This window comes from Cupriavidus sp. GW823-FHT07A04 (assembly GCF_058794615.1).
The window spans coordinates 239,035-262,085 of record NZ_JBXAHA010000013.1 but is presented as its reverse complement, the minus strand read 5'-3'; the positions used below and the strand labels follow the sequence as shown (position 1 = coordinate 262,085).

Sequence of the window (23,051 nt, the reverse complement as noted above, 5' to 3'; positions counted from 1 at the left end):
TTCCAGCAAATGAAGGATTCCGCTAAGCATCCCGAGCACTCGACAGAGCAGATTCTGCGGAGAGTACGCATTTCCGTGCCGCAGACAAGTGGAGGGTAGTCTTTGTCAAACCCTATTCCATCGGGGCACGCTCTGCCACCTTCGGGCTGTTCTGCCAGCCGCCGCCCAGCGCCAGGAACAGGTTGATCTGGTTGAGGGCCACCTGGCTGTCCGACGCCGCCAGTGCTGCCTCGGCCCCGGCAAGCGTGCGGTCGGCATCCAGGCTGGACAAATACGGCACGCGGCCGGACTGGTACAGCAGCCGGTGCTGGCGTGCAACCTCATTGGCATCGTCGCGCGCCACGCGCAAGGACTGGTTGCGCTCCAGCTCGCGCGTGTAGGCGCTTAGCGCACTCTGCGTCTCCTCCAGCGCCTTGAGCACCACGCCGTCGAAGCGGGCGAGTGCCGCGTCCGCGCCAGCCTCCATGCCGTGGATGCGCGGGCGCACGCCATTGGTGGGCAGGTTCCAGGTGATCAGCGGGCCCATGCCCCAATGCGCGGTCGGGCCGGTGCCGAGATCGCTCAGGATGCCGCTCAGGCCGGCCGACGCACCGATGCGGACCGAGGGATAGAGATCGGCGGTGGCCACGCCAATCTTCGCCGTGGCCGCTGCCAGCTCGCGCTCCGCCTGGCGGATATCGGGGCGGCGCTTGAGCAGCGCGGCACCGTCGCCAACAGGCATCGCCTGGCGCAGCGTCGGCTCCTCATGACATTCGGATACGGCTTGCGGCAACGCTGCCGGCGGCTGGCCCAGCATGACGGCGAGCCGGTAGGCCGCGCCCTCCTTCTGCGCCTTGAAACGCGGCAATGCCGCGCGCAAGGTCTCGGCCTGCGCGCGGGCGCGCAGCATGTCGGCAGGCTGGCCACGGCCGGCGGCTACCATCTTGCCGGCGATCTCCACGCCGCGCGTCTGCAGCGCGAGCTGCTGCTGCGCCACCGCCAGCTCGTGCGTGGCGGCGCAACCCTGCACATAGGCGCGCACGGTTTGCGCGACCACGCTCACGCGCGCCATGTCCAGCGCGGCCTGGCTTGCCTGCGCGCTGGCCAGCGCGGCCTCGTCGGCGCGGGCCAGCTTGCCGAAGAAGTCCACCAGATACGACACCGAGAAGCCGACATCGCCCAGGTTGAAGACCGGCACCTTCTCCTTGAGCAGGAAGCTCTCGCCCGCGATCTGCGCGCGTTCGGCCTTGGCGGAGAAGGCCGCCTGCGGCAGGTTCTCCGCTTCCACCTCGTGATAGGCCGCCACCGCCCGGCGCAGGTTGGCGGCGGCCACGCGCAGGCTGGTATTGGCGCTGAGCGCCTGCTGCACCAGTGCATCGAGCTTGGGGTCGTCGTACAGGCGCCACCAGTCGTCCGGGACCGGCGCCACCGAGACGGCCGGGCCCTCCGTGCCGAGCAAGGGGCCGTTGGCCTCGGGCGCACGCACGGCCGCCTGCTCCGGCACGTGGTAGTCAGGGCCCACGGTGGTGCAGGCGAACAGCAACGGAGCCAGTGCTGGCAGCAGGGCAAGGCTGAGCTTGCTCATTGCGCGCCCTCCTCCGTGGTCTCGTCGCGCAGCACGGCGATGGTCTTGCGTGGCTGGGCCACGGAGACCGTCGCCGTGCGGCCCGACACCAGCCGCACATCCGCCGGCACATCGTCCAGCGCGATGCGCACCGGCACACGCTGCGCCAGCCGCACCCAGTTGAACGTGGGGTTCACATTGGGCAACAGGTTGGCGCCATTGCTGCGGTCGCGGTCCTCGATGCCGGCGGCGATGCTCTGCACATGGCCGTGCAGGATCGTGCGCTCGCCCATGATGCGCACGGAGACCGGGTTGCCGATGCGGATGCCCCCCAGCTTGGTTTCCTCGAAATAGCCTTCGACGTGGAAGGAGTTCAGGTCGACCATCGACAATACCGGCCGGCCCGTAGCCACGTAGTCGCCCAGGCGCGGCAGGCGGTCGTTGAGAAAACCATCCACCGGGCTGGCCACCCGGGTGCGGGCGAGGTTGAGCCTGGCCAGCGCCACCGCCGCCTCCGCTTGCGCCAGCGCTGCCTCGCCCTGCTGCACCCGCGCCTGCCCTTCTTCCACCACCTCGGTGGCAACCACCTCGGACAAGGCGTGGCTGCGGATGGCCTCCCGGCGCGCCTGCGCCAGCGTGGCGCGCTGCGCGGCGGCACTCGCCATGGCCTGCTGCAACGCCAGCTGGTAGCGGTCCTGGTCGATCACGAACAGCACCTGCCCGCGCCGCACGCGCTGGTTGTCCTTGACGAGTATCTGCGTCACCAGCCCCGAGACATCCGGCGCAACCTGCACCACGTCGGCCCGCACGTGGCCGTCGCGCGTCCATGGCGCCACGGTGTAGTAATCCCACAGATGCTTGCCGACAAAGAGCGCGGCCACGGTGGCCAGCAGCGTCAACATCACGGGGACCAGCAAACGGAACTTGAATTTCATGATTGCGGCCAGCGGGCCATGGCGGCCACGCCACCCAGCACGATGACGTAAAGAGCCAGATTAAAAAGCGACCGGTGCCAGACCAGCCGGTAAAAGCCCGCGCGCGCAAGGGCCGCACGCAGGCAGGCGGTGATGACGAAGGTGAGGAGCATCAACGCCAGCAAGCCGGGCACGAAGACGCCGTAGAGATCGATTTCCGCGCTTAGCATCGGGGCTCCGCGCGTAACGGGATTGGCACGGCCCGCGACAACTGCACCTGCGGCGCCGCGGCTTGCGGCAGTGCCTGCGTCTGCGTCGGATACAGCGTGACCCGCAACGCAATCAGCGCGCCCAGCGCACTGCGCGCATGCTCGCCGGGACTTTGCGACGCGCCGCTTTGCATGGCCACCTCGCGCAGCGCCTTGTCGATCCGCTCGGATAGCGCATCCGGCGGCGCCATCGCGTGGCCGGCCTTCAGGCGCGCGCGGAAATGCAAGGCAACCGCGTTGAGCACCCTGGCCACGGCGCGGCGCGCGGCCGGGCGCTGCCCGGGCAGGCTGCGCTGCAGCGCCAGCGCGCCAAACCCGACCTGCAACTCGGCAAAGCCATCCGAAGCCATCTTGTCATCGCTGGCCGCAAGTCGTGGCACCAGTTGGCTGAGCCGGTCCAGCATGCGGCCGCCGAGCCGGGCGTGTTCGTCCGGCTCGCGCCGCGTGGCGGCTTGCGCCAGGTCCTTCCAGCTCGCGCGGATCAGCCGGTGCGCCGCCACGCGCGCGCCGAACGGCCGCGTCGCCATGGCCCACAAAGGCGCGAACAGCATGCCGCCGATGCTGGCCAGGCTGCCGTTGAAGGTGGTCAGGAAATTCGTGTCGTAGACGCTCTGCACATTGGCGAACGACGCCGTATTGACCGACAGCAGCATGGCGATCAGGTTGAAGCCGGGCCGCGATATCAGCATGCCGATACCCATGTAGGGCAACGCCAGCATACCCACCAGGGTTTCGAAGTTGTGCGCGTTCGGCACCACCAGGAACAGGTAGAACGACGATACGGCAAAGCAGAATCCGCTCCAGCGCAAGAACGAATGCGCGACCGGCCGGGGCTCCTCGATGGTGGCAAAGAAGCAGCAGGCGATGGACGCCACCGCGACCGATCCCGCGCCGTCCTCCCATCCCGAGGCGATCCAAAGCATGCCCGCGCAAAACACCGCCAGGCTGGTGGAGCAGGCATAGAACAGCAGCATGGCGTGATCGTGGTGATGCGCCCGGTCCGCGCGCTCGGCGCCGCGCCCAAGCGCGCGCACGGAGGGCGCGGCGGCGCTGGCCGCCTGGTCGCCAATGCCATGCTGCAGGGCGTGGCAGTCTTCGCACAGCGCGGCCAGCGTGCGCAGCTGATCGTTGGCGGTGGCGACCAGCCCGCCATGCCAGCCCGGCGCGCGCGCATAGTCCGCCCACGGGAGCGCTTCCGGCTCCAGCGCGGGCGCCGGGCCGTCGAAGCCCGCCCGAATCCACGCAGACATGGCGGCCATCTGGCGCGCCAGGCTATCGGGTATGCCCTCGGCGTGGCGCCGCAATGCCTGCAGCACGCCGGCCAGCGAGGACAGCACGGGCAGCAGCATCGTCATCCGCTCGCGCAAGGCGCGGGCGTGGCGCAGCGTGTGCGCGCTTTCCGTGTCGTAGGAGAGCTGGGTGATGAGCTGGTCCAGCGCGAGGATGTCGGCGGCCAGCCGGTGGCGGCTGCCGTGGCGCGTGGCATTGGCATCAGGATCGGCGGACAACATGTCGGTGGCCCACAATGCCGCGTCGGCCAGCCAGGTGGCGGAGCGGGCGCGCAGCGCAGGCGCTACCTTGGCCGGGAAGACGATGGCGCCCACCATGCCGGCGCACAGGATGCCGATGACGATCTCCTCGATGCGCGCCACGGCGATGTCGAAGACTTGCGCCGGCTCGCTGACCGCCGGCAGCGCCACGATCGGCAGCGTATAGGCGGCCAGCAGGAAGACATAGCTGCGCGGCGTGCGCTGCAGCAGCGAGAAATAGAGCAAGCCTCCCGTCCACAGGGCGATCGCGGCCATCAGCAACACCGGCGCATTAACCAGCAAGGGCACCGTGACCACCGCGGCCGTCGCGCCAAGCACCGTGCCCGCCACGCGATAAGCGGCCTTGGAGCGGGTGGCGCCGGTCAGCGGGTGAGAAACAAAATAGACGGTTGCCATGGCCCAGTAAGGGCGTGGCAAACCCAGCGCGAGCGCGATATAGAGCGCTAGCATCGAGGCGGCAAACGCCTTCAGTGAAAAGAGCCACTGTCGTGCGCTGGGCCAGCTAGCCATGACGCGAATATCCATTGGAAAGAGCGTAGGCCCGAAGTGTAGCCAACTGGCAGACATTCCTCACATGATTTAAAATTGCAAATCACATTCGCTTTTTTCATGGGAAAGGAAGCACCCAATGCCCATCGACATCCGCGCCCTGCGCTACTTCGTTGAAACCGTTCGCCTGAAAAGCTTCACCCAGGCGGCGACGTCCCTGTTCGTCACACAATCCACCATCAGCAAGATGGTGCGGCAACTGGAAGACGAGATCGGCCAGCCACTGCTGATCCGCGAAGGCAAGCAGGTGCGGCTGACCGACGTGGGGCGCGTGGTCTATGAGCGCGGGCAGGAAGCGCTTGGCGTGGTGCACCGGCTTACGCTGGAAGTGGCCGATCTCTCGTCGCTAGGCCGTGGCCAGCTGACCGTGGGGATTCCGCCCATGGCCAACCTGTTCTTCTCGCCGGCCGTCAGCGCTTTCCGCCAGCGCTATCCCAACCTGGAGCTCAGCCTGGCCGAACACGGCGGCCATATGGTCGAGCAGCAAGTGGCCAGTGGCGAACTCGAAGTCGGCGCCACCGTACTGCCCCGGGACAGCGGCCTGGAACTGGCCACACGTGAGTTCGCCAAATACCCGATCTGGGTCGCGGGCCCCCGCAAGGCCAGCTGGGCCAAGGGCAAGACCGTTACCCTGGCCGCGCTGCGCGACGAGCCCCTGCTGATGCTGACCGAAGACTTCTCCCTGACCCGAAAACTGCGGCAGGCCTTTCTCGACGCCCGGCTTGAGCCCCGCATCGTGGCGCAAAGCGGGCACTGGGACTTCCTCGCCTCGATGGCCGCGGCCGGGCTGGGCACCACCTTCCTGCCGCAACCGCTGCTGGACAAGCTCGATATCCGCGACAAGCTCGCCGTGGCACGGCTGACGGAGCCGGCCATGGACTGGGCGCTCGCCCATATCTGGTCGCCGGGCCGCTACCTGTCGCATGCGGCGCGGGCGTGGTTTTCGGTTTGCGAGGAAGTGCTGGGGGCGTAAGCGCGGACCGGCGCGTTTGCCGCCAGTGCGGATGCGCCTCGTCAGAAATCCAGCTGGGCGGCAGCAATGCCAAGGGCGGCAGCAATCTTTCCGCGCGACGCCTTGCGCAGTTTGTCACTGCGCTCCTGCTGCGCGTATGCCGGTTGCGAGATGCCAAGACGCTCGGCAACCTCGGCCTGGGTCAAGCCCAGGTGTTCCCGCCAGGCCCGGGCGGGGCTCGCACCGCCGACGGTGCGCGTAACCACATCATGCGGCACAAGATTGCGCTCGCTCGTGTGGCTGGCCACATACTCTGCGTAGGGGATCACCACAAAGGCGGGATTCCCATCCGGCCCATTGATCACTTGGACGTTGGTAGGTGCGTTCATCGCGTTTCCTCACTTCCTGAATTTCGACGATCTTGATGCCGCCGTCCCAATCGAACAGAACCCGGTAGTTGCCAACCCGAAGCCTGTACCCGTAGTCGTGCTTCGTCAGGGCCTTCACGTTCTGACAATCCGGCATTGCGGCCAGATCGCCAACGGCATCCACCACAGTCCGTTGATGCTGGCGGTCCAGCTTACGGAGTTGCCAGGCTGCTTTCAGGGTCCAGTTGATCGAGTTCATGGGCACAAATTATAAGTCAATTATAAGTTTCCAGAAACAAACTCAAGCTCTCATTGAAAGAGCGCGATCATGTGCGCCTTAAGCACCGCTCCCTTGGGCCCATTTTTGGCGCACCGCTACCTCGAAAATTCCTCAAATACCACTTGCCGCAACCATTGGTTGGCCGGCTCCCGATTGTTCCTGGCGTGCCAGAGCACGTTGATCACGATATCGGGGATCTTCACCGGGCACGGCGCCGTCTCCAGCCCGAAGGGCTTTAACGTGCGCTCGGCATAGGCCTGCGGCACCACCGCGATCAGGTCGGTCGTCTGCAGGATATGGCCCACCGCCACGAAGTGCGGGACGTGCAGGCGGACCTGGCGCGGCACGCCGGCGCGCTGGATCACTTCGTCCACCATGCTGTGCCCGGTGCCTGCCGCGACGATGGCTACGTGCTCGGCACTGCCAAATGACTTGAGGGTCATGCCCTCTCGGGCCAGCGGATGGCCCTGGCGGAACAGGCAGACGTAGCGCTGGCGGAACAGCCGCCGCTGGAAGAAGCCGGCCTTGAGGTCGGGCATGAAGCCGATCGCCAGGTCGACGCGGCCGCTTTCCATTTCCTCGCGCAAGTTCACCGTGTGGTTGCGCACCGTGCTGATGGTCACGCCGGGCGCCACCTCGGACAGCCGTTTCATCAGGTCGGGCAGGAAATAGATCTCGCCGATGTCCGTCATGGCGATGGTGAAGCCGCGCGCGCTGGTGGCCGGCTCGAACACGGACTGCGCATTGAGCGTGTTGTGGATGGCGCCGAGCGCGTAGCCGATCGGCTCTGCCAGGTTCTCCGCGAACGGCGTGGGCACCATGCCCTTGGAGGTCCGCAGGAACAGCTCGTCGCCCAGCAGCTTGCGCAGGCGATTGAGCGCGTTGCTGATGGCCGGCTGCGAAGTGCCCAGCGTTTCGGCCACGGCGGACACCCGCCTCAGGCGCAGCAGTTCATTGAACACGACCAGCAGGTTCAGGTCGATCTCCCGCAACTCCATCCCAGCCCCCTTTATCACTCACAGTGATATGACGTATCACCTTCCTTCTATTTATTAATTCTACCTTCGGCGCCAACATACGCCCATCGGCAAACGGATGCCAAGAAGAACTAGCTGGAGACGCCCCCATGGAAGTATCCATCCACCCATTGGACAGGACGCTGCAAGCGCAAGCCGGCGACAACCTGCTGGACGTGCTGCGGGCCAACCAGGTGCCCATCTCATATAGCTGCATGGCGGGGCGCTGCGGCACCTGCCGCTGCAAGGTCCTGGCCGGCCGCACCCAGGCGAGCGGCCCCGAGGATTCGCGCGCGCCCATGGCCGCCGGCCAGTCGGTGCTGGCGTGCCAGACCACGCTGGTGGAGAGCTGCGCGATCGAGATCCCGGAACTCGACGAGGTCGTGGTGCATCCCGCCAGGATCCTCAAGGGCACCGTGACCGCCCTGGACGACCTGACCCATGACATCAAGCGGGTCCGCGTGGCAATTCCCAAGCCGCTCGACTTCTCGCCGGGACAGTACGCCACGCTGCAGTTCACGCCGCGCCATATCCGGCCTTATTCGATGGCGGTGGCGCACGGCGCCGACGAGCTCGAATTCCATATCCGGCTGGTGCCCGACGGGCGCGTGACGTCCTATGTGGCGTCGGAACTCAAGGTTGGCGACGCCATCCGCGTTGCCGGCCCGCTGGGCACGGCGTACCTGCGGCGCAAGTTCGACGGGCCCGTGATCTGCATCGCGGGCGGCACCGGGCTAGCCCCGATCCTGTCGATCCTGCGCGGCATGCTCGACGGCGGCATGCGCAACGAGGTGCACGTGTATTTTGGTGTTCGCACGCATGCCGACCTCTATGGCCTGGAATGGCTGCGCGAGCTGCAGGCGCGCCATGCGGCAATGCATGTGCACGTGGTGGTGGCATCGGCCGGCGACGGCAACGGCTACCGGGGCGGCGTGGTGACCAAGGCGGTGGCCGACGACTGGGCAAACATGCAGGGCTGGCGCGCCTACCTGGCGGGCGCCCCGGTCATGGTCGACGCCGCCTCCATCCTGCTCCGCCAAAGAGGCATGGACCCCGACCACATCCATGCCGACGCTTTCCACGCCAGCGGCGTCTGACCCGTTGAGCCCCACATCACGAACATCGCGGAGACAAACCATGCGCGAGCAAGCTGTTGTATTCAAGAAAAAAGAATGGAAGGACGAAGGCTCCAGCCGGATCCCCTTCTGGGCCTATACCGATGACGACGTCTACCGGCAGGAGCTGGAGCGCTTCTTCTACTCCGGCCACTGGTGCTATATCGGGCTGGAAGCGGAAATCCCGAACGCCGGCGACTTCAAGCGCACCGTCATCGGCGAGCGCTCGGTCATTGCCAGCCGCGCGGCGGATGGCGAGATCTACGTGGTGGAGAACGTCTGCGCGCATCGCGGCGTGCAGTTCTGCCGCGAGCGCTCCGGCAACCGCAAGGACTTCACCTGCCCCTATCACCAGTGGAACTATGACCTCAAGGGCAACCTGGTCGGCGTGCCGTTCCGGCGCGGCGTCAAGCTCGACGGCAAAGTCAATGGCGGCATGCCTGCCGACTTCGACCCGAAGGCACACGGCCTGACCAAGCTCAAGGTGGCGCGCCGCAACGGCGTGATCTTCGCCTCGTTCGACCATGAGGTGCCGGCACTGGAGGACTATCTCGGCCCGACCATCCTGGCCTACTTCGACCGTGTCTTCGACGGCCGCAAGCTGACCATCCTCGGCTATAGCCGCCAGCAGATTCCCGGCAACTGGAAGCTGATGCAGGAGAACATCAAAGACCCGTATCACCCGGGATTGCTGCACACGTGGTTCGTGACCTTCGGGCTCTGGCGCGCCGACAACAAGTCGGCGCTCAAGATGGACGAGCATTTCCGCCACGCCGCGATGATCTCCACGCGCGGCCAGGGCGGCAAGGGCGATGTCACCAGCGGCGTGTCCAGCTTCAAGGAGCAGATGAGCCTGCATGACGACCGCTTCCTCGACGTGGTGCAGGAACCCTGGTGGGGAGAGCCCACGGCGGTGATGATGACGCTGTTCCCCAGCGTGATCATCCAGCAGCAGGTCAACTCGGTGTCGACGCGGCATATCCAGCCCACCGGCCACGGCTCGTTCAACTTCGTGTGGACGCACTTCGGCTTCGAGGGCGACGATGCCGACATGACCCGGCGCCGGCTGCGCCAGGCCAACCTGTTCGGCCCGGCCGGCTTTGTCTCGGCCGACGACGGCGAGGTGATCGAGTTCTCCCAGCAAGGCTTCGAGCAAAAGCCGTTCCACCGGACGGTGGCGGAACTCGGCGGGCGCGAGATCGGCGACACGGACCACATGGTGACCGAGACGCTGATCCGCGGGATGTACAACTACTGGCGCCGCGTGATGGAGGCCTGAGACATGCTCGACTTTGAAACCTACTCGCAAGTGCTGGCGCTGTATGCGGATTACGCTGCGGCGCTTGACAATAATGAATGGGAGAAGTGGCCGGACTTTTTCACCGAGGCGTGCGTCTACAAGCTACAACCGCGCGAGAACTACGATGGCGGCTTTCCGCTTGCCACGCTTTCCTTCGAGAGCCGCGGCATGCTTAAGGACCGCATCTACGGGGCGACCGAAACCATCTTCCATGATCCTTACTATCAGCGGCATGTGGTCGGCATCCCGCGCATCCTGAAGGCCGATGTGGAGCGGATCGACGCCGAGGCCAGCTACGCCGTCTTTCGCACCAAGCCGGATGGGCAATCCACCGTGTACAACGTGGGCCGCTATATCGATGTGATCCGGCGCACCGGGGCGGGCTTGAAGTTCGAGTCCCGGCTATGCGTATTCGATAGCGAAATGATCGCCAATTCCATCATTTATCCGATTTGAGGTGTGCCATGTCGAAGCAGTGGATTCAAGTGATACAGCTGGTCGCAATTCCCAAGGATGATGTCGTGGCAGTCAATGCGGGGGGCAGGGAGATCGCCCTGTATAGCGTGGACGGCGAAGTCTACGCTACGGACAACGCTTGCAGCCACGGCAACGCGCGCCTGTGCGATGGCTTTCTCGATGGGCACGAAATCGAATGCCCGCTGCATCAGGGCAAGTTCGATGTGCGCACCGGGCGGGCGATGTGTGAGCCGCTGACTAGTGATATTGAGGTGTTTGATGTGAGGGTTGAGAATGGGGAGGTGTTTGTGGAGGTATAGAGGGTGTTGCTGTTTTTTTGAGCGGTGTTGGCATTTTGCGCCCAAGGTGCCTTACGACATTGCCCTGCTGGGGGTGTCGCTGTTTACTTCGTCGGCGTTGGTTTAAGCACCCAAGTGCCATACGACATCCCCCTGCGGGGGCTGCCGGTCACTCTTCTTTGCGTCGGTGTATAGACCGGGGACATAGGTGACAGGTGTGCGAGGACATGGTTGACACTTTCGGGCCACGACGCTGCCAATTTCCGGGATGCGTGGTGCGGCCCCCGGTAGCGGAATCCGTGCCCATTCGCCAATCTGCCGTTACCGGCGCGAAGCACCACGACACTGCGCCCGCCAATGGTTTCGTGGTGGGGCGGGCGCGGTGGTCAAGGTCTCGGGATTGTCAAAGCGGTGCCACCGCGCCCGCGACGAATGGCATCGCTTGCAAATTCGTGACGGCTGCGCCTTCACTCCACCACGATCGACGCGCTCTTGATCAGTGCCTGGCTCCTGCCCAGTTCGTCGCGGATGAGACGGGCCGTCTCTTCGCCATTGCCGTTCTTCACGACAAAGCCCTGCGCGGCGAACAGCTCCCGCGCCTTGGGTGCGGCCAGCGCCTTGACCAGCGCCTGCTGTAGCCGGGCGGCGACGTCCTTGGGCAACCCGGCGGGACCGACCAGCGCGATCCAGGCATCGTAGGCATAGTCCTTGACGCCCGATTCCGCCAGGGTCGGCACCGCCGGCAGGCTGTCGAGCCGCGCCGGCGTGCTGACCGCCAGCGCCCGCAGCTTGCCGGCCTTGATCTGCGGCAGGGCTGACGGCGTGGCCAGGAACGCAGCGTTGATCTGTCCGCCGAGCACATCGGTCATCAACGTGTTCACGCCCTTGTAGGGTACGTGCAGCATATCGATGCCGGCCTTCGATTTAAGCAGCTCTCCCGCCAGATGCAGCACGCTGCCTTTGCCTGACGAGCCGTAGCTCAGGCTGCCCGGATGCGCCCGCGCCGCCGCGACCAGTTCCTGCACGGTCTTGTACGGCGAGCCCGCGCCCACCACCAGCACCAGCGGGGTGGTGCCGATCAGCCCTACGGCAGTGATGTCCTTCACGCTGTCATAGGGAATATTGCGGTACAGGCCCGGGTTGATGGCATGGTTGGACGACACCACCGCAAGCGTGTAGCCGTCCGCAGCGGCGGATACGAGTTGCCGCGTGCCGGGGATGCCCGCCGCACCGGGAAGGTTCTCCACGTAGAACGGTTGCCCGAGGTCCTGGCCCATGCCCTCGGCCACCACGCGCGCCACCACGTCGGCGGTGGAGCCCGGCGAGTTCGGCACGATCAGGCGCACGGTCCTGGCGGGATACTTGTCCGCAGCGTGCGCTGCATGTACGGCGTGCGCGCCGATGACGGGGAATGCGATGGCGGCGACGGCAAGCAGCCGCCCCGCCGCGCGCAGGACGCGCGAGGTATTGGGGAACATCGTTGTCTCCTGTGGATGGCTGCCGGGATCTGTCGCCCGGCTATGGATGCCGCCGCGCCCCCGCTTGCGCGTGGACGCCGGGGTGTGCTGCTAGGGTGCGGGGGCGGCGCGGCTTGCCTGCAATTGCCCGAATGTGCTGATCTGCCCCGCCAGCGCGCTCGCGGCCACCGTATAAGGACTGGCCAGCCAGACCTGGCCCGGCCCCGAGCGGCCGGGGAAATTGCGGTTGATGGCGCTGATGGTGACCTGCTCGCGGGTGGTGGAAGCGCCCGGCCCGCAGTTGGCGCACGAGCCGCATCCCGGCATGACCAGCGTGGCGCCGGCGGCAGCGAAGGTGTCCATATAGCCGCGCGCTTCGCAGTAGGCCTTCACGCCGAGGGTGCCGAACTGCAGGAACAGCTGGGTGCGGGGCGACACCTTGAGGCCATGCTCCAGGCCCCAGCGCAGCACCTCGTGGTAGTAGTCGAAATCCTCCCGCTTGCCTGCGGTGCAGGACCCACCGTAGGCAATGTCCACCGGCACCGGCGCATCCAGCGTGTTGGCCGCGATGCCATTGCCGGGGTCTCCGGGGCGCGCCACCATGGGCGCGATGACGCCGGCGTCGATGCGGATCACGTCGCGGTAGGTCGCGCCTGCGTCGCTGCGCATCCAGTCCTCGATCGCAAAATCGACGCCTCGCGGCGCCTTCAGGAAGGCCACGGTCTTGTCGTCTGGCTCGACGATGCCGGTGAAGCCGCCCAGCTCGGCGACCATATTGGTCAGCGTGGCGCGCTCGTCGATTGACAAGGCGCGCACCGTGCTGCCGGCATACTCGAACACCACGCCGATGGCGCCGCCCGAGCGGATTGCTTCCATCTGCAGCAGGTAGAGCACGATGTCCTTGGCCGTCACGCCCTCGGCCAGCTCGCCCTCCACCTCCACGCGCAGGGTTTCCGGCACCTTGCAGCGCACGTAGCCCGTGACCCAGCTATTGGCGACATCGGTGGCGCCCGCGCCAAACGCCAGGCAGCCGAGCGCGCCGGAATGCGGCGTGTGCGAATCGGTGCCCACCACCACCTGCCCCGGCAGCGCGTATTGCTCGGCCATCAGCGCATGGCAGATGCCTTCCGAGCCCGGTGTTTCGCCCGCAAGCGCGTGATGCGAGCGCACCGGGTAGTCGTGCGCAAAACGGCTATGTCCCTGCATCAGGTTGGCCACCCCTGGCAACAAGCCGTCGCGCACATGCGGGAAGCTCTGGGCCGCCAGCACCAGGTGATCCTGGAACGCGATGATGTGATCCGGCGCGTGCAACGTTGCCGGCTTGCCGAACGCGCGGTGCATCAGGTGCGCGCACATGCCGGTGAAGTAATCGTGCGAGAAGCGCCAGTCCGCCGCGACGAACACGCCCTGGCCGCGCTCAGCGCTCGGCGTGCCAGGGAGCAGATGGCGGGCGATGATCTTTTCCACCAAGGTGCGCGGTGCGGCGTTGCCGGTTGCCTCAGTTGCCTCCGTGCCCTGCGCGCCCTCGCCCGCCGCCGGCCAGCTTGCCGCGCGGCTATAGGCCAGCAGGCCGCCGGCACGGATCACCTGCTGGGTCAGCGCATCGCGCCCGGTCAGGAAGGCCTCGATGGGAATCGCCTCGCCCGCCAGCACGCGGTCGAGCACGGTGAAATCCGTGGTGGTCAGGATGCCGATGTTGTCGCAGTTCTGCTGGTAGATGCGCTCGAAGCTCTCCGCCACGATCAGGCGGATGCCGGCCGACAGCTCCGCCAGCGGGCTGGACTCGCGCGAGGAGCCCTTGCCATAGCGCTTGCCCGCCACCGTGACGGCAAAGCCGCCGTTGCGGATGGCATCGCGGCCGATCGGCTGCTCGCCCCCCGCCTGGAACCCCACGTAGGGGAATTGCCCCAGACGCTCATCGTAGGTAAGCATGATCGTGACGGGCGTGATCTCGTCGGTGGAAATGTTGTCGCGCAGCGGGCCGGCCTCGGCCCGGGTCATCGGCTTGCCGTCGAGCTGGGCGCGCACGCAGGCGGGGTCTTGCGACAGGTACAGCACGCGGCCATCGAAGCGGATGGTGGCTTCCATTGCGGGGTTTCTCGTTGTGGTGATCCCACTATATGGTTTGGCGCCGCCGGGGCAAAGTGCGCAGTCGGCATGGCAGGCATCTCGGTTTGCGACGGCTGGCTATTTGCCCACGCTCGCTTCGCTTTGCCCACCTTATTCGCACCTTACTCCCACCTTGTTCCTATTCCCGGCAAAGAAAGCCGACCAAGGCCAAGGCACTCGCCGAGAGATGCTCCCGGGAGTGAAACACCACCACCAGTTGCCGTGTCGCCCAGGGGTCCGATAGCGGCCGCGCCACCACGTCCAGGGTGTTCAGGTAAAGCTCGCCCACCTGCCTCGGCACGACAGCAATCCCTAGCCCGACGTGCACCATGCGGCACAAGGCATCCAGGCTCGCCACCCGGATCTTGATCTTGAGCGCCTCGTTCAAGCGCGCCGCCTGCTCCGCCAGCAGGCGGCTCAACGCACTCTCATCGCGCAGCGCGACGAAGGTCTCGCCCAGCAAGTCCGCAAAGCTCACCTGCTGCGCCGATGCCAGCGCATGCCCGCGCGGCACCAGCACGCAAAGCTGGTCCTCCCGGTAAGGCAGCGAGACAAATTGCTCCACGCCCTGGATCGCATTGCAGATGCCGAAGTCCGCGCTGCGCTCTCCGACCATGCGCAGCACCTCGGGGCTGTGCTGCTCCTCCAGCTCGATGCCGATATCGGGATACACGCGCCCAAAGGCAGCCAGGTCCTCAGGCAGGAACTGCACGATGGCGCCAAGGTTGCACACCAGGCGCACGTTGCCGCGCGCGCCGGAGGTAAAACGCGACAGTTCCGCGCCGAGCGCCTCGATATTGCCAATGATGGCCAGCGCATGCCGCAGCACCGTCTCGCCCACCGCCGTCACCGTGATGCCGCGCGGATGCCGCTCGATCACCGGCAAGCCGATCAGCGCCTCGATTTCGGCAATGCGGCGGCTGACCGCCGACGGCGCAATGAATTCGCGCTCGGCGGCGCGGGCAATGTTCTGTTCCTGGCAAACGGCAACGAACAGCCGCAGCGAGGTCAGGTCGAGTTTTCTGAGCAGGTTGTCCATGGCAGCGATGCTACAACGATCAGGCATTGCAGGCGACGGCGGACGGCGATCGCAGGCGTGGCACGCCGGCGCGACGTGGATTTGTGCTCCGCACAATGCGCTACCTCAATGTCACTCCAAACGGAATGACACGGCCGTGATAAGCATTATTCAGCCCGCCCTGTTGCTACCGCACCCCTGACGGCGCAGAATCCGCGCCCCGGCGTGCACTTCCACGCCTAGAATAAAACCTTGCATTGCCCCACAGATCACCAGCCCAGTCTTGCGTCGTAATCCGCGCCGGTGCCGTACTTCGTGCCCGCGCCCTCATGCACGGAGACCTCGATTGCCGCTGCCCCCCGCCTTCCGGTTTCTCCCGTCTCGTTCGCCCGGCCGCCCAGGCCGGACGCATCAGGCCGCGTATCTCGCCCGGACGCCGCTGCGGCGGCATCCGCGCATTCTCAAGGAAAATCCATGGCTAGCTTCAGCCCAACGCGCCGCACTTTCCTGAAAGCCAGCGTCGTGGCCGGGGTGTCGGTGTATATCGCACCGATCGGCGGCAAGGCCTTCGCAGCCCTGTTCGAAGAAAAAATCCTGACCCCGGTCCAGTGGGACCCCAAGACCGGCGCCCCCAGGTTCCGCATCGACGGCATGGCCAAGGTCACCGGCGACAAGGTCTTCGCGCGCGATATCCGCGCGCGCGACATGCCGCACTGGCCCAAGGCGCAATCGCATGCCTTCATCCTGCGCGCCACCAGGGCGGACCGCAGCTATGCGGGCTTCGACCTGGCGCTGCTGGGTGACGATCTCAAGCCCGACCGCGTGGTCACCGCCGCCGACCTGGCGCGCGACGGCGTGGCCTTTCCCGCCTTCTACGGCGAGGACATGCTGCTGCCGGAAGGCAAGACGCCGGCCTATCTCGGCCACGCCGTGGCCATCCTGATCTATCACGACTTCGCCCGCTTCCGCTTTGCCAAGGACAAGCTCAAGTTCCACGACGAGATCATCCGCTACGGCGCCGAGACCGGGCCGCTGGAGCGCGATCCGTGGGGCACGTTCCGCTTTGTGCGGGTGGGCGGCGAGACGCCGTTCGACGACGACGTGTTCTCCAGCCTGAAAAACGCGCCGCTGTTCCCCAGCATGATGCGCAAGCACGAACCGGTCTGGCCCGATGGCAAGGACCACGGCCAGCTTGGCGAGCAAGGCATGTTCCATGCCGGGCAGATCCGCCAGCAGCTGGACCAGCCGCCGGCTGACTGGCTGGTGCTGGAGCGCGAGTACAACACGCAGTCCATCGACACCGCCGCGCTGGAACCGGACAACGCCAACTGCTGGTACGACGCCAGCACCCAGGCGCTGCACATGGTGGTGCCGACCCAGTCGCCCATCGAAGTCGGCGACAGCACGGCGGAGATGATGGCCAAGGCCAAGGGCGCGTTCCCGGTCAGGCAGGTGTTTGTCCATCCCTGCTACACCGTGGGCTACGGCTCCAAGGATCACTACAACTTCCCCTTCTACGGCCTGGTGACGGCGCTCTACGCCGACGGCAAGCCGGTGCGGCTGGCCAACGACCGCTATGAGCAGTTCCAGACCTCGATCAAGCGCCACGCCTTCAAGATGCGCTACCGCATTGCGGTGGACAAGAACACCGGGCTGTTCCAGTCGTTCCAGGGCGACTTCGAGGCCAACGGTGGCGGACGCGCCAACTTCTCGCCGTCCGTGGCGATGGTGGGCGCCACCGCGGCGCAGTCGATCTATTACTTCCCGAAGAATGACCTGACCGCGGTGGCGATCGCCACGCGCGCCATCGACGCGGGCTCCGCACGCGGCTACGGCACGCTGCAGAGCATGGCGGCGACCGAGATGATGGTCGACGAGTTCGCCGAGCAGTTGAAGCTCGACCCGATCGAGTTCCGCCTGAAAAACGCGCTGCGCTCTGGCATGAAGAACACGCAGGGCGCGATCCCTGCCGGCGCGATTCGCGTGGATGAGGTGCTGCAGGCGGCCAAGGCCCATCCGCTGTGGACCAACCGCGCGAAGCGCAAAGCGGATTTTGAAGCCAGCCATCCCGGCCGGCGCTACGGCGTGGGCTTTGCCTGCGTGCAGAAGGACTTCGGCACCGGCGCCGAGGCCTCGTTCGCCAAGGTGGAGATGCGCGCGGACGGCACCATCGCGCTGCATCACTGCGGCGCGGAGATCGGCACCGGCATGTCCACCTCGCAAGCGGTGGCCGTGGCGCGCTGGCTGGGCAAGCCCGCCACCGAGGTGCGCGTGGCGCTCACCGACTGGCCCGACCTGCCCGTCACCGCCACCGGCGATCCCTACATCATGAGCCAGGCCGACCAGGACAAGCTGTCGGCCAACCCACGCTGGTCGCCGGCGTATGCGTCGCCATCGAGTGCGACCAACTCGGCCTACTACTTCACCCACAGCACCCGTGAAGCCGCCCGCGTGGTCTTCATGCACGGGCTGTGGCCGGCGGCCATGGCAATCTGGAGCCAGGGCTTTGGCGGCGGCCAGGCGGCCTCGCTGGTGGTGCGCGTGGAGGACGCGCGCTGGGTCGAAGGCAAGCTCACCGCCGGCGGCCTGCAAGCCCTGCCCTACGAGCAACTGGCCAAGAAGGCGCACGAGCTCGGCCTGGTCACGGGCGCCACGGTGCACGTGTTCAATCGCTGGCAATGGACCGAAGCCGACTTCGACGTCGACGGCACGGCCACCCGGCTGCCCATCGACGGGCTGTCGGTGCGCTACGGCGACGGCGCCGACGCCGCGCGCAAGGCGCGCATGACCACCAGCGGCGGCTACCAGGTGCTGGACCGCAAGAAGGTCTACATCGCGCCGACCCAGCGCAACAACGCCAGCGTGACCTACTACAGCGCGGTGGGCACGCTGGTGGAGCTGTCCGTGCATGCGGCCAGCGGCAAGGTGGAAATCCTCAGCCATCACTCCATCATGGAATGCGGCTCGCAATTGTCGCCGGCGCTGGTGTCCGGGCAATTGCAGGGCGGCCTCGCCATGGGCATCGGCCATGCGCTGCACGAGTTCCTGCCGCTGTACGAGGACGGGCCCGGCAACGGCACCTGGAACTTCAACCGCTACGCGTTGCCGCGCGCCAGCGACGTGGCCGTATGGACGCAAACCGGGACGGTCCTGCCGCCCGTATCCGAAACCGATCCGCCCAAGGGCATCGCCGAAGTGGTGATGATTCCGGTGGTGGGCGCCATCGTCAACGGCATCGCGCATGCCATCGGCCATCGCTTCACCGCCCTGCCGGTCAGCGCCGAAAAGATTCAGGAGATCCTGGCATGAGCCTCGCCACCCAACCGCTTTCCCTCAATATCAACGGCAAGGACGTTGGCCCCATCGATGTGCCGGAAGGCCTGATGATGATCGACTTCCTGCACGAGTACCTTGCGCTCACCGGGTCGCGCCTGGGCTGCGGCCAGGGTATCTGCCACGCCTGCGTGGTGATCCACGACAAGGCCGACGGCACCAGCGAGGAAGTGCGCGCCTGCATCACCGGCGCGCATTACTTCCAGGGCAAGAAGGTGCGCACGGTGGAGGGCCACGCCAAGCGCAACGACAAGGGCGAGGTGGTGGAGCTTTCGCCCGTGCAGCAGAAGTTCCTGGAGCACTTCAGCTTCCAGTGCGGCTACTGTACGCCCGGCTTCGTCAACGGCGCGACCATCCTGGTGGAGCGCCTGAAGCGCCAGCCGGTGGCCAGAGGCAAGGTGGATGAGACCATCACCGCGGCGCTCAACGACCATATCTGCCGCTGCACCGGCTATGTGCGCTACTTCGAAGCCGTCAAGGACGTGGTGGTCAACACCCCGGGCCTGGTAAAGGAAGACAAGTGATGATGAGTATGATGAGCCAGCCCGACTTCCTCCGACACGCGCGCACCACGCTGGCGACCCTGGCCACGCTGGGCGCGGCCCTGCTGGCTGGCTGCGGCGACCACGGCGCCCCGATCGACACTGCCGCCGACCAGCAGCCCGCCGCCAGGCTCTCGCCCGCCGACCAGATCGCGCGCGGGCGCTACCTGGTACGCGCCGCCGATTGCGCCGCCTGCCATACCAGCGCCCAGGGTGCGCCGTTTGCCGGCGGGGTGGAACTGGCCTCGCCGTTCGGCACCTTCTACGGCACCAACATCACGCCGGACAAGGACCACGGCATCGGCAAGTGGAGCGCCGACGATTTCTACAAGGCGCTGCATGATGGCGTCACGCCGGACAAGCACCTCTACCCGGCCATGCCGTATACCTCGTACCGCGGCCTGTCGCGCGGCGACGCCGATGCGATGTACGCCTACCTGATGCAGCTAAAGCCAGCCGCCGTGGCCAACCGGCCGCACGACCTGAGCTTCCCGTACAACATGCGCGTGGCGCTGGTCGGCTGGAACCTGCTGTTCCTGAAAGACCAGCTGCCCGATGCCTCCACCGGCCAGACCTCGGCCTGGCAGCGCGGCCGCTACCTGTCCAACGCGCTGGGCCACTGCGCCGAATGCCACACGCCGCGCGCCATGTTCGGCCGCCTGGACGCAGCCAAGCCACTGGCCGGCGCAGCGCTCGGCCGCGTGGCCGCGCCGGACATCACGCCGGCGGGCCTGGCCGCGCGGGGCTGGACGGGCGCCGACCTGCAGACCTTCTTCGCCACCGGCATGGCGCCGCAAGGCTCGGCTTACGGCGAGATGTTCCCCGTGGTCCATCTCAGCAGCCAGTACCTGAACAAGGCCGACCTTGCCGCCATGTCGACCTACCTGCTTGGCGACCAGCCGCCACGGCCCCAGCCACTCAAGCCGGCCAACGCGGATGCGGCCCAGTTCAAGCCTGGCCGCCAGCAATACCTGGCCGTCTGCGCCGGCTGCCACGGCCGCGAGGGCGAGGGCAAGCCGCATGTGGCGGTGGCGATGCTGGGCAACTCCACCGTGCGCAACGCCGATCCGCATAACCTGATCGTGTCCATGCTCGACGGCATCGAAGCGCAGAAATTCCCCGGGCTGGAGAGCATGCAGGACATGCCCGGCTTTGCGTCGCGCCTGAGCGACGCGGAGCTGGCGGACCTGGCCAACTACCTGCGGGCGAGCTACGGCGGACAACCCGGCGATGTGAGCGCGGACAAGGTGAAGGCCCTGCGCGCGGAAGCGGGCAAGGGCCATTGAGCGAGGGCGCCGGCGCGGACGTGCCGGCGCCCTGCCCGCCGGTTCAACCGGCGACTTCATCGCTACTTGCTTTTGCGTGCAGCGCGGCGCGCTGCCCGGTTCACGGCACGTTGCACTCCGAAGGGTTGGGGCTCAGGAAGGCTGACAGGCGCTCAGGCACCGTCGAGGAAAGGATTGCGCTGGCCCAGGCGCGTCCCGAGCGCATCGGGAGCCAGGCTCATGCTGGCGGCGTCCATTGCCGGGCTGGGGCTGCGGGCCAGCGTCGGGTCGACCGGTGCGCTCGCCATGCCCGGCTGAACCGGCTGTTCGGCGCTTTGCGCATAAGGGTCGCGTGCGGCCGGCAGCGTCGCCTGGGCCGACGGCGCTGCCGCCGGCATGGCTTGCACAGGCTGCACGGATGGCACCGGCTGGGCGGATTGCATAGGCTGGGGGGATTGCATCGGCTGAGTCATCGGCATCGGCTGGGCCGGCTGGATGGGCTGGGCCTGCTGCGCGAACAGCGGGTAGGACGCGATCATCGCGCCAGCCATCAACAGGGATTTCGCCAGATGTTGCTTCATTCGTGTACCTCCTAAAAACGCCTTCAGGCATGGGAAGGACCACTGTAGCGCCGAGGCACCTGACATTTTGTTTGATTTTGCAACAGTCATTTACCAGCCTTGCCATCGACGCCAAGGCGGGGTAACCGCGCGTGCTCGCTGTGCATCCCCCATCCTCTGCGGCACGCCCCTTGCAGGCTTCGCGCCGATTCCGACGCCGCCTGCGGTATAGTCCTCGCGTTCAATTTCGGCGGAGAGCTAGCATGGCTGAGAAAAAGGTTCGGGTGTCGCATATCGGTGTTCCCGGCAACCTGAGTGTCTTGAAACTCAAATCGTATCTGCGGACTGCCTTTGCCGATGTGGCGCAAACGGAGAAATCGGAGAGTGAGGCGGAGATCCTGCTGGTCAAGGTGCTTGTTCCCCGCCCGCTCGGCTTGCGTGCCGGGGAGAAGCTATTTGACAAGGTGCTGCAGGGCATCGTCGACAAGGATTCCCGTGTTACCCGCGTCTCGGTTGAGTTCGTCGATGGTGAAGTTACGCAGCAGACCATTGACGCCAGCATGGCGAGGATCCAGAAGGAACTGGATGAGTTCGGGCACGTCTTGCACGAACGTTCAGAGGATGCGAGCGGGGATTGATCTACGCCGCGCGTCGGCGGTCCCCTTGTCGCGGGATGGCGCCCCTTCCTACGCGCTCAATTCGTAGTCGTCGACCCCGACCACGGTCCGAAGCGTATCGGCGTAGGCCTTGCGTAGATCGCGTGCTTCCTCGGTCTGATCGAACTGCCTGGCAGCTTCGGCAATCAGCCCGGGAAAGGCATCGCGTTGCGCCACATCCCGGAACGTGAACACACGGCATTGCACCGCGCTTTTGGCGCGCGGATTGGCTTGGGTCAGGCTAAGCACCTCAAGGAAGGCGCCATCGGCAAAAGCAACCTCGTCGATGGGCTCCACCACATCCCGCAAGTATTCCTGGTAGGCCAGTTCCTGGCCGGGCAACACCTCGAATCTAAATACGCGGATGCATCCTGCATGCTGTGCGATCCAGTTTGAAATCATGGAATCTCTCAAAAGTTGTGCCGCATGCCGATCTGGACAGTGCGTGCCGTTGGGTTACCCGCTCCGACAGTGCCGCCGGCGTACAAGCCACCGCCAAGGGAGTACTGTGATCCGTTCTTATTGAGAATGCGCCCTGCCGCCGCGAACAGGACAGTGCGCTTTGATAACGCGTAGTGGCCGCCGATAGCAATGAGATTGGTGCTTCTGTTTGCCACGCCTTGCGTACGGTCCTTGACCAGCACGAACTGGGCGATGAGCGTGGTGTGCGCACCGACGCCGTACTTCACGCCGAAGGGAAACATGTCGTAGACCTGCTCCGGGCCCTTTGTTGCCGGCGTGTTCGCCTGGCTATTCCAGTCGCGGTGCCAGCCTGTGAACAGCTTCACCGGCCCCACCGTGTAGTTTCCCCCGATGGTGAAGGCCTGCAGCCTTCCCGTGTCGGTCGCGTTGCGCTGTGTCACGAAGCCGATGTTGAAGTCGACGACCTCGTTCTTCTGCCGCGTGGACACGCCCCACATCCGCCCGGCCCGCTGGTTCCCCGTGACCTCTCCCGGCGCGTACATCACGTAAGTGACACCGGGCCAACGATCCGGGGACGTCCATAGGATGGAATTGTCGACCCGGCCGAGCGTTGCACGCGCCACACCGGCGGGAATGATGGCCGGCAGGCCGCCGGCCAGCCCCGCGTTGAACGCATCGATGTTCCAGAACATCCGGTTCTCGGGAGAGTACTGGCGACCGAACGTGAGCCGGCCCGCCTGCTCGCTGGCAAGCCCCATGTAGATCTGGCGTCCGAACAGCCTCCCGCCTTGCTGGGACATCCCGTCGTCTGCCCCAAAGCCGCTCTCCAGCCAGTAAACGGCGCTCAGGCCCGGCGCGATGCGCTCGTCCCCCTTGATGCCGAAACGTGAGCCCCAGTCGCTGCCGCTCTGCAGGCGGGTCAGCGTTCCCAGTCCTTGCTTCGAGATATCGAGCGCCATATCCACGACACCAAAGACCGTTGATTCGGCCTTTGCGTCCCAGGTGCAGACCGAGATGCTCAGCCCCGTCACTGCAGCCAATGCTGCGGTATTTGTCTTCATGGATTTCAAACCGTTA

21 protein-coding genes and 1 pseudogene are annotated in these 23,051 nt (G+C 66.1%); 9 read left to right on the top strand and 13 right to left on the bottom strand.

Annotated features, from left to right (window positions below):
* Positions 1-112: 112 nt before the first annotated feature.
* Genes AC1Q7Q_RS23580 through AC1Q7Q_RS23565 form a run of 4 tightly spaced genes read right to left on the bottom strand, consistent with a single transcriptional unit; the run spans position 113 to position 4,786 of the window.
* On the bottom strand, positions 113-1,564 hold the full coding sequence (locus AC1Q7Q_RS23580) for an efflux transporter outer membrane subunit (RefSeq protein WP_492371748.1): 1,452 nt from the start codon (positions 1,562-1,564) through the stop codon (positions 113-115).
* Positions 1,561-2,478 (bottom strand): efflux RND transporter periplasmic adaptor subunit, encoded by a 918-nt coding sequence (locus tag AC1Q7Q_RS23575; RefSeq protein WP_492371749.1) that lies wholly within the window; start codon positions 2,476-2,478, stop codon positions 1,561-1,563. Before AC1Q7Q_RS23575 ends, AC1Q7Q_RS23580 begins: the two co-directional genes overlap by 4 nt.
* Positions 2,475-2,687 carry a DUF1656 domain-containing protein gene (locus AC1Q7Q_RS23570; RefSeq protein ID WP_492371750.1) on the bottom strand — a complete coding sequence of 71 codons (213 nt, stop codon included), beginning with the start codon at positions 2,685-2,687 and terminating at the stop codon, positions 2,475-2,477. Before AC1Q7Q_RS23570 ends, AC1Q7Q_RS23575 begins: the two co-directional genes overlap by 4 nt.
* The gene (locus AC1Q7Q_RS23565; RefSeq protein WP_492371751.1) at positions 2,681-4,786 is read right to left on the bottom strand and encodes an FUSC family protein; all 2,106 of its coding nucleotides are present in this window, start codon (positions 4,784-4,786) and stop codon (positions 2,681-2,683) included. The genes AC1Q7Q_RS23570 and AC1Q7Q_RS23565 overlap by 7 nt, the downstream gene beginning before the upstream one ends.
* Positions 4,787-4,904: 118 nt before the next feature.
* Here AC1Q7Q_RS23565 and AC1Q7Q_RS23560 point away from each other — a divergent pair, with 118 nt between their 5' ends.
* Positions 4,905-5,798, top strand: coding sequence for a LysR family transcriptional regulator (locus AC1Q7Q_RS23560; RefSeq protein ID WP_174424635.1), 894 nt, complete (start codon positions 4,905-4,907; stop codon positions 5,796-5,798).
* A 41-nt stretch (positions 5,799-5,839) separates the two neighbouring features.
* Here AC1Q7Q_RS23560 and AC1Q7Q_RS23555 read toward each other — a convergent pair whose 3' ends face one another.
* The 3 genes and pseudogenes from AC1Q7Q_RS23555 to AC1Q7Q_RS23545 all read right to left on the bottom strand — a co-directional run bounded on the left by AC1Q7Q_RS23555 (position 5,840) and on the right by AC1Q7Q_RS23545 (position 7,423).
* Complete coding sequence (locus AC1Q7Q_RS23555) at positions 5,840-6,166, bottom strand: helix-turn-helix domain-containing protein (RefSeq protein ID WP_492371752.1); 327 nt, start codon at positions 6,164-6,166, stop codon at positions 5,840-5,842.
* A pseudogene (locus tag AC1Q7Q_RS23550) lies at positions 6,150-6,404 on the bottom strand (type II toxin-antitoxin system RelE family toxin); the annotation flags it as partial. The gene AC1Q7Q_RS23555 and the pseudogene AC1Q7Q_RS23550, both read right to left, overlap by 17 nt.
* 116 nt (positions 6,405-6,520) lie before the next feature.
* Positions 6,521-7,423, bottom strand: a complete 903-nt coding sequence (locus AC1Q7Q_RS23545; RefSeq protein ID WP_174424633.1) for a LysR family transcriptional regulator — start codon at positions 7,421-7,423, stop codon at positions 6,521-6,523.
* 128 nt (positions 7,424-7,551) lie between these two features.
* Here AC1Q7Q_RS23545 and AC1Q7Q_RS23540 point away from each other — a divergent pair, with 128 nt between their 5' ends.
* Genes AC1Q7Q_RS23540 through AC1Q7Q_RS23525 form a run of 4 tightly spaced genes read left to right on the top strand, consistent with a single transcriptional unit; the run spans position 7,552 to position 10,632 of the window.
* Entirely contained in the window at positions 7,552-8,538 is a 987-nt protein-coding gene (locus AC1Q7Q_RS23540; RefSeq protein WP_492371753.1) for a 2Fe-2S iron-sulfur cluster-binding protein, read from the top strand.
* 40 nt (positions 8,539-8,578) lie between these two features.
* Positions 8,579-9,835, top strand: coding sequence for an aromatic ring-hydroxylating dioxygenase subunit alpha (locus AC1Q7Q_RS23535; protein ID WP_492371754.1), 1,257 nt, complete (start codon positions 8,579-8,581; stop codon positions 9,833-9,835).
* Between the two features lie 3 nt (positions 9,836-9,838).
* Entirely contained in the window at positions 9,839-10,312 is a 474-nt protein-coding gene (locus AC1Q7Q_RS23530) for an aromatic-ring-hydroxylating dioxygenase subunit beta (RefSeq protein ID WP_492371755.1), read from the top strand.
* Positions 10,313-10,320: 8 nt separating this feature from the next.
* Positions 10,321-10,632, top strand: a complete 312-nt coding sequence (locus AC1Q7Q_RS23525; RefSeq protein WP_492371756.1) for a non-heme iron oxygenase ferredoxin subunit — start codon at positions 10,321-10,323, stop codon at positions 10,630-10,632.
* A gap of 446 nt (positions 10,633-11,078) precedes the next feature.
* Here the strand turns inward: AC1Q7Q_RS23525 and AC1Q7Q_RS23520 are convergent, their stop codons facing one another.
* From AC1Q7Q_RS23520 to AC1Q7Q_RS23510, 3 genes are all read right to left on the bottom strand, one after another.
* Positions 11,079-12,089, bottom strand: coding sequence for a Bug family tripartite tricarboxylate transporter substrate binding protein (locus AC1Q7Q_RS23520; protein WP_492371757.1), 1,011 nt, complete (start codon positions 12,087-12,089; stop codon positions 11,079-11,081).
* Between the two features lie 90 nt (positions 12,090-12,179).
* Complete coding sequence (locus tag AC1Q7Q_RS23515; protein ID WP_492371758.1) at positions 12,180-14,156, bottom strand: aconitase family protein; 1,977 nt, start codon at positions 14,154-14,156, stop codon at positions 12,180-12,182.
* A 160-nt stretch (positions 14,157-14,316) separates the two neighbouring features.
* A complete protein-coding gene (locus AC1Q7Q_RS23510; RefSeq protein WP_492371759.1) occupies positions 14,317-15,216 on the bottom strand; it encodes a LysR family transcriptional regulator in 900 nt (299 codons plus the stop codon).
* 453 nt (positions 15,217-15,669) lie between these two features.
* Between AC1Q7Q_RS23510 and AC1Q7Q_RS23505 the strand changes: the two genes are divergently transcribed.
* Genes AC1Q7Q_RS23505 through AC1Q7Q_RS23495 form a run of 3 tightly spaced genes read left to right on the top strand, consistent with a single transcriptional unit; the run spans position 15,670 to position 20,356 of the window.
* Complete coding sequence (locus tag AC1Q7Q_RS23505; protein WP_492371760.1) at positions 15,670-18,504, top strand: xanthine dehydrogenase family protein molybdopterin-binding subunit; 2,835 nt, start codon at positions 15,670-15,672, stop codon at positions 18,502-18,504.
* Positions 18,501-19,052 (top strand): (2Fe-2S)-binding protein, encoded by a 552-nt coding sequence (locus AC1Q7Q_RS23500; protein ID WP_150985035.1) that lies wholly within the window; start codon positions 18,501-18,503, stop codon positions 19,050-19,052. Before AC1Q7Q_RS23505 ends, AC1Q7Q_RS23500 begins: the two co-directional genes overlap by 4 nt.
* An 8-nt stretch (positions 19,053-19,060) precedes the next feature.
* Complete coding sequence (locus tag AC1Q7Q_RS23495; RefSeq protein ID WP_492371846.1) at positions 19,061-20,356, top strand: c-type cytochrome; 1,296 nt, start codon at positions 19,061-19,063, stop codon at positions 20,354-20,356.
* Between the two features lie 152 nt (positions 20,357-20,508).
* On the opposite strand, the gene AC1Q7Q_RS23490 is transcribed toward AC1Q7Q_RS23495, so the two are convergent.
* Complete coding sequence (locus tag AC1Q7Q_RS23490; protein ID WP_492371761.1) at positions 20,509-20,916, bottom strand: hypothetical protein; 408 nt, start codon at positions 20,914-20,916, stop codon at positions 20,509-20,511.
* Between the two features lie 242 nt (positions 20,917-21,158).
* On the opposite strand from AC1Q7Q_RS23490, the gene AC1Q7Q_RS23485 reads away from it, so the two are divergent.
* Positions 21,159-21,533, top strand: coding sequence for a hypothetical protein (locus AC1Q7Q_RS23485; RefSeq protein ID WP_492371762.1), 375 nt, complete (start codon positions 21,159-21,161; stop codon positions 21,531-21,533).
* 48 nt (positions 21,534-21,581) lie between these two features.
* Here AC1Q7Q_RS23485 and AC1Q7Q_RS23480 read toward each other — a convergent pair whose 3' ends face one another.
* Together AC1Q7Q_RS23480 and AC1Q7Q_RS23475 are read right to left on the bottom strand one after the other, a co-directional pair.
* A complete protein-coding gene (locus AC1Q7Q_RS23480) occupies positions 21,582-21,953 on the bottom strand; it encodes a hypothetical protein (protein ID WP_492371763.1) in 372 nt (123 codons plus the stop codon).
* Between the two features lie 8 nt (positions 21,954-21,961).
* Positions 21,962-23,035, bottom strand: coding sequence for a porin (locus tag AC1Q7Q_RS23475; RefSeq protein ID WP_492371764.1), 1,074 nt, complete (start codon positions 23,033-23,035; stop codon positions 21,962-21,964).
* Between the last annotated feature and the right edge of the window lie 16 nt (positions 23,036-23,051).